Genomic DNA, 13,171 nt, shown 5'->3' with positions numbered 1-13,171 from the left:
TGCTGCGACCGGCTCGCAAGGGCGAGCCCGAGCGGCCTGGCGCACGGTTGTTCAAGCCACTGCGCCAGACCATCGAGTCGATCAACCAGACCTTCAAAGGACAGCTCGACCTGGAGCAGCACGGCGGACGCACTCCAGCCGGAGTCATAGTCCGTGTCCTGCAACGGGTTCTGGCGCTGACCACCGCGATCTGGCACAACGACAAGACCGGGCAGCCAGTCATGCGGTCATTGACCGCCTACGACCACTGACCCCTTGGAATCAGTCATCTAGTCCATGACCGGAGGCGTTGTCCCGGTGAGCCGCGGATCCGGCTGGCTGCCGGACATCGCGAGCATCCCGCGCAACACCTGCAGCAGCTTGCGCAGCCCGCTCGGCTTCTTCCGGTCGATCCCGCCGATCACCTGCTTCAGCACGCTGAGCTGGTCGAAGTAGATCCGCTCGGTGACGAGGTTCTCGTTCTCGTCGAAGATGAAGTACGCGTTCATCCGGGTGCGGTGCTTGCCACCGGTCGCCGGGATCTTGCCCAGCGGCCCGAGGTGCGTGCCGATCAGCCAGAACTCGACGATCACGGCGTCGACGCTGTGCCGGAACGAGATCAGCTCGTGGTGCTGGTCGGGGAACGCCACGCGGGTGTCGGTGTAGTACTGCCGCACCGCGTCGTCGCCGTCGTGGACGACCATCTGGGCGATGACCTCGTAGTGCGGGTGCGGGAACGTCGAGAGCGTGGCGTCCCAGTCGTGCGCCACCTCGTCGCGGAAGTGGTCGAGCACCAGCTTCTCGCGTGCCTGCAGGACTTCTTTGGGCGGCAGGGTGAAGCGGTCGGGCATCGAAGGCTCCTCAGTGGACGATCTGGCCGTGGCTGAACGTGGGGGTGGTGCCGGGGTTCGTCCAGGCGCCGGTGAGTTCGCTGGACGGGAAGAACTGCAGGAACCGCGGGTCGGCCTGGCTGCGGTCGGCGAGCGTCTTCTCCAGGATGATCGAGTTGTACTGGTCGGCGGTGGTCTCGACGGTGTTCGCGTTGAGCACGACCTCCTGCTGCCACCGGCGCGTCCACGACGCGAGGCCGGGCAGCTTCGAGTGCTCAGGTGTCAGGGCCTCGGCGGCGATCACGTTCTCGCTGCTCACCCAGATGCCGGTCGAGGTGTTGACCACGAGGCTCTGGTTGCCGAACACGTGACCCGGTGTCTTGACCACCGCGACACCGGGGCCGAGCACGACCGAGCCGTCGATCGGCAGGAACGCCTCCGCCGGCAGGTCGCGGTAGGTCGCGGGCTGGTACCAGGGCTTCTGCAGCGGGTGCAGCTCGCTCAGGGCCGCCAGCTCGTCGCGTTGCACGATCACCTTGGCGTTCGGGAAGTACGGCGTGGCGCCGATCCAGCGCCGCAGGTCCTGGGTGTGCAGGTGGTCGAACATCAGGTAGTCGACGTCCTCGGGCGCGATGCCGAGCCGTTCGAGATGGCCGGGCACGGTGCCGTGGACCTTGACCATGCGCCGTTCGAGGACATCCGGGGTGCGGCCGGACAGGTCCTCGAAGTACGGCGTGTACCGGCCGTACTCGTGGTCGCTCGGCTCGAACAGCAAAACCCGCTCGCGGCCGCCGTCGTGCCAGCGGATCACCAGCATGCGGTTCGTGATCGACAGGAACGGCGCGATCGCCCGCGAGGCCCTGAACAGGCCGAACCGCGTCGGGTACGGCAGCGTCACCAGGTCGCGCGTGACGATGCTGCCCGGGGTGCCGGTCGTGGCGAACTCCCGCCGGAACGCCTCGCCCCGCTCACGGGCGACGCGCAACCGCGCGCCGGGCCCGCCCTCGACGTCCATGTGGTCGAGCGTGTCGATCCTGGTGAAGCTCATCATCCCCTCCAATACCCACACTGTGGGTTAATTGCGAGGTTAAACCCACGCCGTGGATATCCGCAAGGCACAATGGCCGCGTGACTGAACCGCGCCGAGGCCGCCCGCGCACGCCGCTGCTGTCCCGCGACTCGATCGTCGCGGCGACGTTGAAGGTCATCGACACCGAAGGCGTGGCGGGCGTGGGCATGCGGTCGGTCGCGCGGGCGCTCGGGGTCGACGCGAAGAGCCTCTACAACCACGTGGACGGCAAGGACGGCCTGCTCGACGCCGTGGCCGAGCACCTGCTGGGCGGCCTGGTCCTGCCGGCACCCACCGGTGACGCGCGCCGCGACCTGCGGGCGATCGCACAGGCGTTCCGGACCCGCGCGCTGGCCCATCCGGCAGCCGCGCCGCTCGTGCTCACCCGCCAGCTGTCGTCGCTGGAGGGCCTCGCCCCGGTGGACGCGGTGCTGGAGGTCCTGCTGGCGGCCGGTGCCTCGACGCAGGAATCCGTGCACCTGCTGCGGATGCTGCTCGCCACGCTGATCGGCACGCTGCTGCGCGAGGTGTCGGCGGCACCGACGTTCGGCAGTGACGACGGCGCGCGCCGCGAAGCGCTCCAGGCCTCCGGGCTGCCCGCGGTGGCACGGACGGCGCCGCACCTGGCGGAGTTCGACCGCGAGGCCGAGTTCGAGTACACGGTGGACCTCGCGGTCACGGCCGTGCTCGACCGCATCGCGCGCTGAGTCAGCGGTCGGGGCCGAGGTCCTCGTACAGGGCCTGCAGCCGCCGTCCGGTCAGCTCGCCGCCGGACGTCTGCACCAGGGCCCAGTCAGGGGCTTCTCCGTCACCGGGGTCGTCCAGGAAGCAGAGGGCGGCGAACAGCGACTCGAAGGCGACCACGCGGGCGAACGCCCGGAGGTCCTCCGGTGCCGCGCCGAGCTCCAGCAGCCGCTGCTCGGCCGCCTCGCCGGCCTGGTGCGTCTGCCCGTTCGGCGGGCCGTGCTGGTCGACGATCGCCCACATGCCGCGCAGGAACCGCGACCGGGCGAGCTGCGGGACGTCGTCGTGAAGATCCATGCCGGACAGCATGCCGGTTGATCTTCAGGCTGCGCGCTGGGCCGAACGGCGGCAGACTTCCCCGCGTGAACTGTCGACGGTGGCCCGTGGTCGCGGCCGCGGGATTCGTCTTCGCCGCGGTCGTGTACGTCCTCGCGGTGCTGACGAGGGCCGGTCAGACCATCGAGAACGCGGCCCTGCGCGGCGCCGACCAGGACGACGTCGACCAGTCGGACGCCGCCTGGGACGCGCTCGGCCAGATCACCGTCTACTCGCTGGCCGCGGCGGTGGTGGCGGTCGCCCTCGTCGGCGTGCTGAGGAAGCGCTGGGACCTCACCGTCGCGGCGGTCGGCGTGATCGTGGTGGGCCAGGTCGTCGTGCAGGGCCTCAAGCGGTTCGTCCTGCCTCGTCCGGCGCTCGTCGAGGTCACCGGCGACTACGCGCACAACAGCCTCCCTAGTGGACACACGACGATCGCGATGACCGTGTTGTTCGCGGCGATCATCGTGGTGCCGTGGAAGTGGCGTGGCGTCATGCTGTTCTTCGTGCTGCCGTGGGCCACCGCGATCGGCCAGTACACGCTGACCGCGAAGTGGCACCGCCTGAGCGACACCCTCGCCGCCGACGGCATCGCGCTCGGTGTCGCGGCCCTCGCCGCGTGGTGGTTGCAGCGCAAGGGTTCCCTGCAGCCCTACACCGGACCGCGTCGTGCCGGACGGGTCGTGCTGGTGGTGTTCTGGTCCGTGATCGCCGCCGTATCTCTCGCCCTGGGCGCGATCCTGTGGGGATTCCCGCTGGCGGAAGAGGGTCTGAACGCCGACGAGTGGGTGATCTACCTGGGGGCCGGCTCGTTCGCGTCGGCCGGGTCGCTGATCGCCGCGCTCACGTACCTGGCGTGCTGGCGCCGGATCGGGTGACAACCAGTTGATCTCTCGTGCGTCCTGTCCTGTGGAGAGGTTTCCGGAGAAGGGGACAGGACGTTGAGTTTCAACCGACGTGCCGTGCTGGCACTGGGTGCGGGAGCGGCGCTGGCCGTGGCCGTGCCCGCCGCGGCGCAGGCCTCGACAGTCACCGGCAAGCTGCGTGAGCTGGAGAAGCAGCACAACGCGCGCCTCGGCGTGTTCGCCGCGGACACCGGCACCGGTCGCACGGTGCTGCACCGCGCGGACGAGCTCTTCCCGATGTGCTCGACCTTCAAGACCATCGCGGCAGCGGCGATCCTGCGCAAGGACCGCGACGGGACGTTGCTGGGCAAGGTGATCACCTACACGCAGTCCGATGTGGACAGGTCGGGCTACGGCCCGAAGACCGGCTTGCCCGAGAACCTCGCGAACGGGATGACCATCTCGGCCCTGTGCGAGGCGACCATCACCTACAGCGACAACTGCGCGGCGAACCTGCTGCTCAGGGAACTCGGGGGCCCTACGGCGATCAGCCGCTTCAGCCGTTCGATCGGTGACCCGGTCACGCGTCTCGACCGCTGGGAGCCGGAGCTGAACTCGGCGGAACCCGGCCGCGTCACCGACACGACGTCGCCGCGCGCCATCGGCCAGAGCTACGCGCGCCTGACGCTGGGCCACGCCCTCAACTCGAACGACTCCGACCAGCTCACGAAGTGGTTGCTGGCCAACACGACCGGCGGCAACCGCATCCGCGCCGGACTGCCGTCGGCGTGGCGCTGGGGCGACAAGACCGGCACCGGCAGCTACGGCACGACCAACGACGTCGGCATCGCGTTCCCGGCGGGCCGCGCACCGATCGTGATCGCCGTCCTGTCGACCAGGGAGGACGAGCCGACCGGCGCCGCCGACGAACCGCTGCTCGCCAAGACGGCGGAGCTCGTGGCGGCGACGTTCAGCTGACCCCAGGGCTCGACGAACGGCCTGGAGCACCTGTTCCAGGCCGTTCTGGTGTCGTCGAACGACTAGGGCCGATCGTCGAATCGCTGGTCGAACGCGGGTTCACCCGCTACGGTCACAATGCGAATCTCGTTCACGTTCCCAAAGGCGGCGGCGATGCGGCGAGCGGTACTCCTGGTGGTCCTGTTCCTCCTCTCCCTGGCGGTCACGCCTGTGCGGGCGGAGTCGTTCGACGGCTCCGAGCTGCGGGTGTCCGGCGGGGTCTTCCGCGACGAACACGGCCGTGAGGTGGTGTTGCGCGGCTTCAACGTCTCCGGCACGGCGAAACTCGCGGAGTACCGCGGGCTCCCGTTCGCGAACACGGCGGACGCGCGCAAGTCCGCGCAGGCCATGAAGCAGCTGACCGGCGCGAACGCCGTGCGGTTCCTGCTGACCTGGGCGTGGATCGAACCGCAGCGCGGTCAGATCGACCACGCCTACCTCGACGGCGTGACCGCGCAGCTGCGCGCCTTCACCGGTCTCGGCATCCGCGTCTACCTCGACTTCCACCAGGACCTGTACTCGCGCCACCTGTTCAACAAGGACAGCTGGTACACCGGCGACGGCGCACCGGCGTGGGCGGCGAGCGGGTACCCCAAGGAGTCGTGCGGCCTCTGCTTCCACTGGGGCCAGAACATGAAGAACAACAACGCCGTCACCGCGGCCACGTACGACTTCTGGCACAACCGCGACGGGGTGCGGGACTCGTTCGTCAACGCGGCCGGCGAGGCGCTCAAGCACGTCAGGGAAGCGTTGCCCGCCAGCGAGTTCAAGCTCGTCGTGGGCGTCGACCCGCTGAACGAGCCGTACGCCGGCAAGTACGACGCCGGCCAGACCTCGCAGACGTGGGAGCGCGACCTGCTGATGCCGTTCTACCACCGGTTCCGCGCGGAGATGGACGAGGCGGGCTGGGCCGCGAAGCCCGCGTTCGTGGAGCCGCTGGTGTTCTGGAACCAGAACGTCGACTTCTTCGCCGAACCCGGCGGCCTCGCGCTGGTGCCGGCGCTGGGCGAACGGTTCGTGTTCAACGCGCACTTCTACGACGGCAAGGCGCAGTCGGGTCTCCTCATGCCGGGGAAGGCGGCGGACGGCCAGTACACCCAGGCGTTCGGCACGATCCGCGACCGCGCGAGGGCGCTCGGCACCACCGCCATCGTCTCCGAGTTCGGCCACCCCGTCTCGGGCTTCACCTCCGACAAGACGCCGTCCGTGCTCAAGGCGATCTACCAGGGCCTCGACTCGACGGCGCCGGGCGCGCGCTGGTGGTCGGCGCCACGCGGCACCGTGATCTCGGGTAGCCAGTGGCACTGGGACACCAACTACGGCCGCCACCGCGAGCTGATGAACGACGACCCCGGCAAGGTCAAGACCGACGGCGACGCCATGAACGACGAGCACTTCTCGGCCGTCAAGCTCGACGCGGCCGGCAACGCGGTGCTCAACGTCGACCGGGCGATCGTCGACCGCGTCTACCCGCAGGCCGTCGCGGGCACCACGCTCGCCTTCACCTACGAGGACCGCGCCTACCAGACCTGGCAGCAGGTCCCGCTGCCCGCCGTCCGCACGCTCGTCGGGTCCGCGCCGTTCGCCGTGCTCGTCTGGGACTCGAACGGAGGCTCCGCGCCGACCGAGCTCCACCTGCCCGAGTCCCTGCGCTCGCCGCTGGTGGTCAGCTCGGCGTCCTCGTCCGTCGAGGGCGGCAAGCTGCTGCTCCGAGGCGGCCAGGGAAGGCAGTTCGCCCTGGTCACGGCCCCGTCGGCGGGCAACGTCGCGGCGGCGGAGGCCGAGATTCGACAGTGGTCCGTAAGCTGGTGAGGTGCGAACTAGGCCCACTCTGAGCTGGTCGAACCCGGGCCCGGCGCTGCCGCGCACCACCACCCTCACCGACGTCGTGCCGATCGTCGCGGAGGGTGGGGTGCTGGTGCTCAGCGGCGCGGGCCTCTCCACCGAGTCCGGCATCCCGGACTACCGCGGCGAGGACGGCTCGCTGCGCAAGCACACCCCGATGACGTACGAGGAGTTCACCACCAGCCAGGCGGGCCGGCAGCGCTACTGGGCGCGCAGCCACGTCGGCTGGCGCACCATCGCCCGGGCGCGGCCGAACGCGGGCCACCACGCCGTGACCAGGCTCGCGGCCAAGCTCTGCGGCGTCATCACCCAGAACGTCGACGGCCTGCACCAGGCCGCGGGCTCGCCGGACGTCGTGGAACTGCACGGCGGCCTCGACCGCGTGATCTGCCTGAACTGCGGGCTGCTCTCCCCGCGCATCGACCTCGACCACCGCCTGCGCGAGGCGAACCCGGACTTCCACGCGACGACGGACGAGATCAACCCGGACGGCGACGTGTTCCTGCCCGAGGAGACCGTGAAGGACTTCGTGGTCGTCCCGTGCGTGCGGTGCGGCGGCGTCCTGAAACCGGACGTCGTGTTCTTCGGCGAGAACGTGCCGCGCCCGCGCGTCGAACAGTGCTACTCGCTCGTCGACGGCGCACGGTCCCTGCTCGTCCTCGGCTCCTCGCTCACGGTCATGTCCGGGCTGAGGTTCGTGCGGCGGGCCGCCACCGCCGGAATCCCGGTCGTGATCATCAACCGGGGTGAGACGCGCGGTGACGCGCACGCGTCGCTGCGGGTCGACCTGCCGCTCGGAGAATCGCTGACGGAGCTGGCTGAAGTCGTTGTAGGATAAGGAATGGTGACCTTCTCGGTCGACGACGTCACGCCGGTGACCGATGCGCTGCCCACCCGCCCGATCGCCGACCTGTTCCCCGGCGCCCGTGCTGTCGGCGGCGACGCGCGGGTGCTGGAGCCGAACGGTGTCCACCCGCTGCTGCACGCGGTCGGCAAGGCGTTCGCCGAGCACCGGCCGCTGGTCCTGTCACCGGACGCGGTGTGGCTGACGATCGCGCGTGGCATCGCCGAGCACGTGAAGCTCAACGCCGAGGAACTGCGGCCCGTCCTGGCCGGCCACGAGGGCAAAGAACGCCTGACCGTGTCGTACGGCCCGGGCGACACGTGGGACGGCGTTGTGGAGCGGCTCGCGAAGCAGGTGGGCGACCCGGTCTTCGAGTGCGACTTCAGCACGAGCACCGCTGTTGAACGGCTGGCGGGCCGTGTCGCGATGCTCGATGCCTACTCGCCGTACTACAGCTACTGGATGGTCGCCGTCTGCGGCATCCCGTCGATCACCCTGACCGGGACGCCGGACGACTGGCGCCGGATCCGCGCGCGCGTCGACGACCTGCCCCGGTTCGGGCTGGAGCACTGGTGCCGCTCGCTGATCCCGATCACCGACGAGTTCGCGCGCGCCGCCGAGGGCAACGCCGACAAGGCGTTCTGGCAGCGGATCTACAACCCGGTCGACGCCTACGGAGGCGAGGTCGTCACCGGCTGGGTCACGCGCCTCTACCCGTATCTCGACTACCAGCAGGGCGGCAGCGTGCCGAACCCGATGCTGGACCTCCCGATCGGCGAGCCGCGGGACGGCACCTACCCCGCCGTCGCCACGGACAGCGTGCCCGCCACCCTGTGCCGCGCGGTCGTCAACGTCGGCGACGGCAGCGACATCAGCGCGATCGCCCTGGACGCGGGACTGGTCGGCATGACCCAGCACGAGGACGGCGCACTGGAACCGGTGGCGGGGTGGGCGGTGCTGCCGGCGCCCGTGGAACTCGCGGACGTCCTGGACCGCCTGGTCGCCGAACACGAGTGGACGCCTCCTCGGCCGACCGGGCCGGAGAGGGAGATCGGCGGGCGCAGGATCACCCTGGGCCACCGCGTGCAGGGCAGCGGCGAGCTGATCGCGCTCTACCAACGGGTCGGCACCGCGTCGCTGCACGGCGGTACCTGGCAGGTGCGCGCCTACGACGCCGGAGGGGCCGAACGGCTCGGCCGGCACTTCGTCCAGTCCGTGTTCGACCTCCCGGACGGACGGATCGCCGGTGAGGTCATCGACTTCCCCACCGGCCGCACCTGCTGGGTGGTCTTCCGCCCGGGCGACAGGCCGGAGGACGTCCCGGTGCTCGGCACGTCCCTCACGATGCTGCTGGAATCGGTGCTCGACCACCGCGACGTCGCGCACCTGGAGACGGTGAAGCTGGCCGAGTTCGCCTAGTGCTGTGACCGGAACTGGTCCAGCACGCGCCGTTCCCGCTTCGTAGGACGTCCCGCACCCCGTTCGCGCCGGGCGATCGGGGCCTCCACCGGCGGCGGGGGAGTGCGGTCGATGAAGCAGGTGGCCGCGTCCGCCGCGCCCACGCGCTTCTGGATCACCCGCACCACGTCGACCGTCCAGGTCTTGTCGTTCACACGAACGCGGACCTGGTCGCCGGCGGCCACAGTCGCCGAGGCCTTCGCGGGTTTGTCGTTGATGCGCACGTGGCCGCCCTTGCACGCCTGGGAGGCGTCCGGGCGGGTCTTCGTCAGCCGGACCGCCCACAGCCAGCGGTCGATGCGCGTGGACTCCACCCCGCCATCATGGCACTTCCGGAGATCATGGGGCTTCCGGCGGTCGCACTGACCCCCGCCGCGTCACTCACCCCCGCCGGTCCTCGACCGGCTGACGACCGGCATCCTGGCCGAACTCGAGGACACCGGCACGCGACCATCGCGGAACGGACCGCCTGGGCCTAAGCCTCCACTGTGGACTGGAGGCCGAGCATTCTGGCCAGGCCCGACAGTTCGAGCACCCGCGTCACCTGCTCCGACGCGGCGGAGAGTTTCAACCCACCCGCCGCGGCCGAGGCACGCGCATGTCCGCGCACGAGAGCACTCACCCCGCTGGAGTCGCAGAACGTGACGGCTGTCAGGTCCAGCACGACGTAGCGGTGACCGTTGTCGAGCAGGCGGTCGAGCCGGGCCAGCAGACGTTCCGAACCGGAGCCGGCGAGTTCACCGGAGACCGTGACGAGGGTGGAGGCAGGCGACGACTCCGTCACCGTGACTTCGAGCATTTCGCAGCTGTACCCAGTGGTGCCCGCCGCGAAACTGGTTTCGTGCGCGTTCTTCTGACGTCCTTGCCCATCCACTCCCACCTGATGCCGACGATGGTGCCGCTCGCGCGGGCGTTCCGGCAGAAGGGGCACGAGGCCGTGATCGCGACAGGACCCGCGATGGCGCATCTCGAGCACACGGTCGTGATGCCGGACGTTCCGGCGCCGCCGGACCTCGGGCCGCCGCCTCCGTGGGTGCCGGAACGCGACGGTGTGCTGAAGGTGCCGCTGTGGTCCAGCCCGCTGGTGGTCGCGTCCGCCGCCAACGTCCTCGACTTCGCCCGCACCTGGCGTCCGGACGTCATCGTGCGCGAGACCAGCGAGTACGGCGGCCAGATCGCCGCCGAGGTGCTCGGCATCCCGCACGCGCTGCTCGACATCGCCCCGTTCGCGCCGCTGGAGATCCCGCTGCTCGACGAGCTGGTGGACAAGGTCCGCGCCCGCTTCCAGGTCGGTGCGACCGAACCGGTCCTCACCGCCGGCCTGACCCCGGCGTCGTGGCACCCGGCCCAGCACCACTTCCGCGTCCCGGTCGAGCCGGGCGACGGGGAGGGGCCGGAGATCGTCGCGTCCTTCGGCACCAACACCCGGTGGCTGACGCCGGGTTCCACGCTGCCGCACGTCGTGGTGGAGGCGCTGGGCGAGGTCTCCGCACGTGCTGTCGTCGCGATCGGCCACGGCGAGTGGACCGGCCCGCGCCCGCCGAACGTCCGCCTCGAACCGGAGATCCCGCAGCAGCGGCTCCTCGGCAGCGCGAAGGTGTTCGTGACGCACGCGGGTTACAGCGGTGTGCGGGAGGCGCTGACCGCCGGAGTGCCGATGGTCGCGGTGCCGTTGTTCGCCGACCAGCCGCGCAACGCGGACCGAATCCAAGATCTCGGTGTGGGCGTGCGGGTGGACGTGAAAGGGCTGACCGCCACCGTTCTCGCTGAACGGATCAAGCACGTGCTGAACACGAGAAAATATCACGACGCCGCTGAGGACCTGGCCGCACAAATGATCGATCTCGAGGTGTTCACGAATATTCCTGACCACCTCGTATCTGCTGTGTGACGACATTTTGGGTGTGTCCAAAAGCTTCGACGGAAATTTAGTCCGTCTGGAGACTGGCGGTGGGGCAGGTGCTTGTTGGGGAGAACAGGTCGCCTGTAAGAGGGGAAAACAGGGGGAAATATGAAAAGGCACGTGCGCGACAGTTTCTTCGTCGTGGGCGAAGGCGTACTGGAATTCGACGGCAGAGGTGAGGCCACCACGCGTCAGCCCTCCACGGCGGAGGAGTTGCGCAGGTTCCGGTTCTCGCGACTGGGGCCGAAGGGGCCGCGAACGGACGAGGAGACGCGGTTCGCCCTCGCCACCGCCGTCACCGCGAACGTCCCGCAGCCCGACTCGGCGGATCCGGCCGTCCCGGCGGGGTTCACCTACCTCGGCCAGTTCGTCGACCACGACCTGACCATGGACCGCACCGAGTCGCAGCTCGGGCAGGACGTCAACCTCGACGAGCTGACGCAGGGCCGTTCGCCGGCGCTGGACCTCGACTCGGTCTACGGCCGCGGCCCGCGCGACAAGGACGACCAGGTCTTCTACGCCCAGGACGGCGTGAAGCTCGAGGTCGGCACCACCACGCCGGTCCCGTTCCCGGACGAGGGCACCAACGTCCCGTTCGAGGGCTTCGACCTGCCGCGCCGCGGTGGGACGGCCGGCACGGCGGCGGATCGGCGGCTGCCGCTGATCCCGGACGCCCGCAACGACGAGAACCTCGTGGTGGCGCAGACGCACCTCGCGTTCATCCGCTTCCACAACCGCGTGGTCGACGAGCTCGCGCTCACCGGCCTCACCGGCGAGCGGTTGTTCCGCGCCGCCAAGGAACTCGTGGTGCGGCACTACCAGTGGATGCTCAGGACCGATCACCTGCCGCGGATCATCGACCCGGCGATCGTGGACGACGTCTTCACCAACGGCCGCAGGTTCTTCGAGGTGCCCGGCCGGTGCCGCGACCACTCGCCGACCATGCCGATCGAGTTCTCGGTCGCCTCGTACCGCTTCGGGCACAGCCAGATCCGCGGCGCGTACCAGTGGAACCGCGTGTTCAACTCGACCGGGCCCGGTGGCGTCGCGACGCTGTTCGCGCTGTTCACCTTCACCGGGGTGAGCGGCAACTTCGACCCCAGTTCCGGAACGCCCGCCGACCTCGACGACGTCACCCGGGGTCCGATCTTCACGTTGCCCAGCAACTGGATCGCGGACTTCCGGCGGCTCTACGACTTCACCGAGGCCGAACGGGACGACCTGGTGCCGCCCGCGGAGTCCGGTGGCGGCAACGTCACCAAGCGGATCGACACGCTGCTGGTCGACCCGCTGACGCAGCTGCCGGCCGGCACGTTCGGCGGGCGCGGCACGCAGTTCCGGGAGATCGAGCGCAACCTCGCGTTCCGCAACCTCACCAGGGCCTCGATGATGGAGCTCGCCACCGGGCAGCAGATCGCCGAGCTGTTCGGCGTGGAGCCGCTCACCGAGGAGCAGATCCTGGTGGGCAACGGTGGCGCGGTCGTCGAGGGCCTGTCCGAGGAGCAGAGGGCGCAGCTGGTCACCGCCACCCCGTTGTGGTTCTACGTCCTGCGCGAGGCCGAGGTCGGCAACGGGCTGATGGGCCCGGTCGGCGGCCGGATCACCGCCGAGGTCTTCCACCGCGCGATGGAGGGCAGCCGGATCTCGATCGTGCGCTCGCCGTACTGGCGCCCCACCCTCGGCCCGGACTCCAGCACGTTCCGCATGGTCGACCTGCTGCTGTTCGCCTTCGAGGGCAAGGCCGACCTGCTGAACCCGCTGGGCGACCCGGTCAGCTGATCTTCCTCGCGTCTCCTGTCTGACTGGGTGGTGGCAGTCAGACAGGAGAGGGAGATCGATGTCGAGTCCAGAAACCACACGCCGTGAAAGCACCGCGGAACGCCTGACTCGTTTTGCGCGGGAGTCCGGAATTCCGCTGCTGCGCATCGGACTGGGGGTCGTGTACCTCTGGTTCGGCGCACTGAAGCTCTTTCCCGGTGGCAGCCCCGCCCAGGACCTCGTCGAACGCACGGTCTCCGCGCTGACGTTCGGGATCATCGACGGGGACCTGGCGAGAACGGGTGCCGCGATCAGCGAGATCGGGATCGCGCTGGTCCTGCTGAGCTTCCGCGCACCGCGGTTGTGCGCGGTTCTGCTGGCCGGTCATGTCGTGCTGGTGTCGACACCGCTGGTGTTGTTCCCCGGCGAGATGTGGGCCGGTCCGTTGCAGGCGTCCTTCGAAGCGCAGTACATCCTGAAGAACCTGGTGACCGTCGCCGCCGCGGTGGTCATCGCCTCATCGCACCCGAGGGTGCGATGACCGGGAGCCGTTCGATCCCCAGG

The 13,171-nt window shown here is 69.7% G+C and carries 14 protein-coding genes and 1 pseudogene; 10 read left to right on the top strand and 5 right to left on the bottom strand.

Annotation, left to right across the window (positions count from 1 at the left end; translation table 11 throughout):
- A pseudogene (locus LX88_RS42995) lies at window positions 1-251 on the top strand (IS982 family transposase); the annotation flags it as partial.
- An 18-nt stretch (window positions 252-269) separates the two neighbouring features.
- Here LX88_RS42995 and LX88_RS42990 read toward each other — a convergent pair.
- Both LX88_RS42990 and LX88_RS42985 read right to left on the bottom strand, forming a co-directional pair.
- On the bottom strand, window positions 270-830 hold the full coding sequence (locus LX88_RS42990) for an ester cyclase (protein WP_258953491.1): 561 nt from the start codon (window positions 828-830) through the stop codon (window positions 270-272).
- Window positions 831-840: 10 nt separating this feature from the next.
- Window positions 841-1,857 carry an MBL fold metallo-hydrolase gene (locus LX88_RS42985; RefSeq protein WP_258953490.1) on the bottom strand — a complete coding sequence of 339 codons (1,017 nt, stop codon included), beginning with the start codon at window positions 1,855-1,857 and terminating at the stop codon, window positions 841-843.
- Between the two features lie 80 nt (window positions 1,858-1,937).
- Between LX88_RS42985 and LX88_RS42980 the strand changes: the two genes are divergently transcribed.
- Window positions 1,938-2,585 carry a TetR/AcrR family transcriptional regulator gene (locus tag LX88_RS42980; protein ID WP_258953489.1) on the top strand — a complete coding sequence of 216 codons (648 nt, stop codon included), beginning with the start codon at window positions 1,938-1,940 and terminating at the stop codon, window positions 2,583-2,585.
- 1 nt (window position 2,586) lies between these two features.
- On the opposite strand, the gene LX88_RS42975 is transcribed toward LX88_RS42980, so the two are convergent.
- Window positions 2,587-2,919 (bottom strand): hypothetical protein, encoded by a 333-nt coding sequence (locus LX88_RS42975; RefSeq protein WP_258953488.1) that lies wholly within the window; start codon window positions 2,917-2,919, stop codon window positions 2,587-2,589.
- Window positions 2,920-2,984: 65 nt separating this feature from the next.
- Here LX88_RS42975 and LX88_RS42970 point away from each other — a divergent pair, with 65 nt between their 5' ends.
- The 5 genes from LX88_RS42970 to LX88_RS42950 all read left to right on the top strand — a co-directional run bounded on the left by LX88_RS42970 (window position 2,985) and on the right by LX88_RS42950 (window position 8,907).
- Complete coding sequence (locus LX88_RS42970) at window positions 2,985-3,815, top strand: phosphatase PAP2 family protein (protein ID WP_258953487.1); 831 nt, start codon at window positions 2,985-2,987, stop codon at window positions 3,813-3,815.
- A gap of 63 nt (window positions 3,816-3,878) precedes the next feature.
- Entirely contained in the window at window positions 3,879-4,760 is an 882-nt protein-coding gene (gene bla / locus LX88_RS42965) for a class A beta-lactamase (RefSeq protein ID WP_258953486.1), read from the top strand.
- A 153-nt stretch (window positions 4,761-4,913) separates the two neighbouring features.
- Window positions 4,914-6,611, top strand: coding sequence for a cellulase family glycosylhydrolase (locus LX88_RS42960; protein WP_258953485.1), 1,698 nt, complete (start codon window positions 4,914-4,916; stop codon window positions 6,609-6,611).
- Window position 6,612: 1 nt separating this feature from the next.
- Window positions 6,613-7,482: an NAD-dependent protein deacetylase gene (locus LX88_RS42955; RefSeq protein ID WP_258953484.1), complete on the top strand. Its 870-nt coding sequence runs from the start codon at window positions 6,613-6,615 to the stop codon at window positions 7,480-7,482.
- A 3-nt stretch (window positions 7,483-7,485) separates the two neighbouring features.
- On the top strand, window positions 7,486-8,907 hold the full coding sequence (locus LX88_RS42950) for a DUF4419 domain-containing protein (protein ID WP_258953483.1): 1,422 nt from the start codon (window positions 7,486-7,488) through the stop codon (window positions 8,905-8,907).
- Here the strand turns inward: LX88_RS42950 and LX88_RS42945 are convergent.
- Together LX88_RS42945 and LX88_RS42940 are read right to left on the bottom strand one after the other, a co-directional pair.
- Window positions 8,904-9,260: an RNA-binding S4 domain-containing protein gene (locus tag LX88_RS42945; protein WP_090011310.1), complete on the bottom strand. Its 357-nt coding sequence runs from the start codon at window positions 9,258-9,260 to the stop codon at window positions 8,904-8,906. The two genes, LX88_RS42950 and LX88_RS42945, sit on opposite strands and share 4 nt — an antisense overlap.
- Window positions 9,261-9,421: 161 nt before the next feature.
- Complete coding sequence (locus tag LX88_RS42940; protein ID WP_090068673.1) at window positions 9,422-9,745, bottom strand: STAS domain-containing protein; 324 nt, start codon at window positions 9,743-9,745, stop codon at window positions 9,422-9,424.
- 42 nt (window positions 9,746-9,787) lie between these two features.
- Between LX88_RS42940 and LX88_RS42935 the strand changes: the two genes are divergently transcribed.
- The 3 genes from LX88_RS42935 to LX88_RS42925 all read left to right on the top strand — a co-directional run bounded on the left by LX88_RS42935 (window position 9,788) and on the right by LX88_RS42925 (window position 13,148).
- Window positions 9,788-10,837: a glycosyltransferase gene (locus LX88_RS42935; RefSeq protein ID WP_258953482.1), complete on the top strand. Its 1,050-nt coding sequence runs from the start codon at window positions 9,788-9,790 to the stop codon at window positions 10,835-10,837.
- Window positions 10,838-10,969: 132 nt separating this feature from the next.
- On the top strand, window positions 10,970-12,628 hold the full coding sequence (locus tag LX88_RS42930; protein WP_258953481.1) for a peroxidase family protein: 1,659 nt from the start codon (window positions 10,970-10,972) through the stop codon (window positions 12,626-12,628).
- 58 nt (window positions 12,629-12,686) lie between these two features.
- On the top strand, window positions 12,687-13,148 hold the full coding sequence (locus LX88_RS42925) for a DoxX family protein (protein WP_258953480.1): 462 nt from the start codon (window positions 12,687-12,689) through the stop codon (window positions 13,146-13,148).
- The last annotated feature ends 23 nt before the right edge of the window (window positions 13,149-13,171 follow it).

The organism is Lentzea californiensis (assembly GCF_024648825.1).
Classification (GTDB): Bacteria; Actinomycetota; Actinomycetes; order Mycobacteriales; family Pseudonocardiaceae; genus Lentzea; species Lentzea californiensis.
Note: the sequence above shows the minus strand (reverse complement) of the source record. Positions and strands in the feature narration are given on the sequence as shown.

Bases quoted from the DNA above. Each gene is read 5' to 3' on its own strand.
- LX88_RS42990 (WP_258953491.1), bottom strand. From the start codon at position 830: ATGCCCGACCGCTTCACCCTGCCGCCCAAAGAAGTCCTGCAGGCACGC.
- LX88_RS42985 (WP_258953490.1), bottom strand. From the start codon at position 1,857: ATGAGCTTCACCAGGATCGACACGCTCGACCACATGGACGTCGAGGGC.
- LX88_RS42975 (WP_258953488.1), bottom strand. From the start codon at position 2,919: ATGGATCTTCACGACGACGTCCCGCAGCTCGCCCGGTCGCGGTTCCTG.
- LX88_RS42960 (WP_258953485.1), top strand. From the start codon at position 4,914: ATGCGGCGAGCGGTACTCCTGGTGGTCCTGTTCCTCCTCTCCCTGGCG.
- LX88_RS42950 (WP_258953483.1), top strand. From the start codon at position 7,486: ATGGTGACCTTCTCGGTCGACGACGTCACGCCGGTGACCGATGCGCTG.
- LX88_RS42940 (WP_090068673.1), bottom strand. From the start codon at position 9,745: ATGCTCGAAGTCACGGTGACGGAGTCGTCGCCTGCCTCCACCCTCGTC.
- LX88_RS42925 (WP_258953480.1), top strand. From the start codon at position 12,687: ATGTCGAGTCCAGAAACCACACGCCGTGAAAGCACCGCGGAACGCCTG.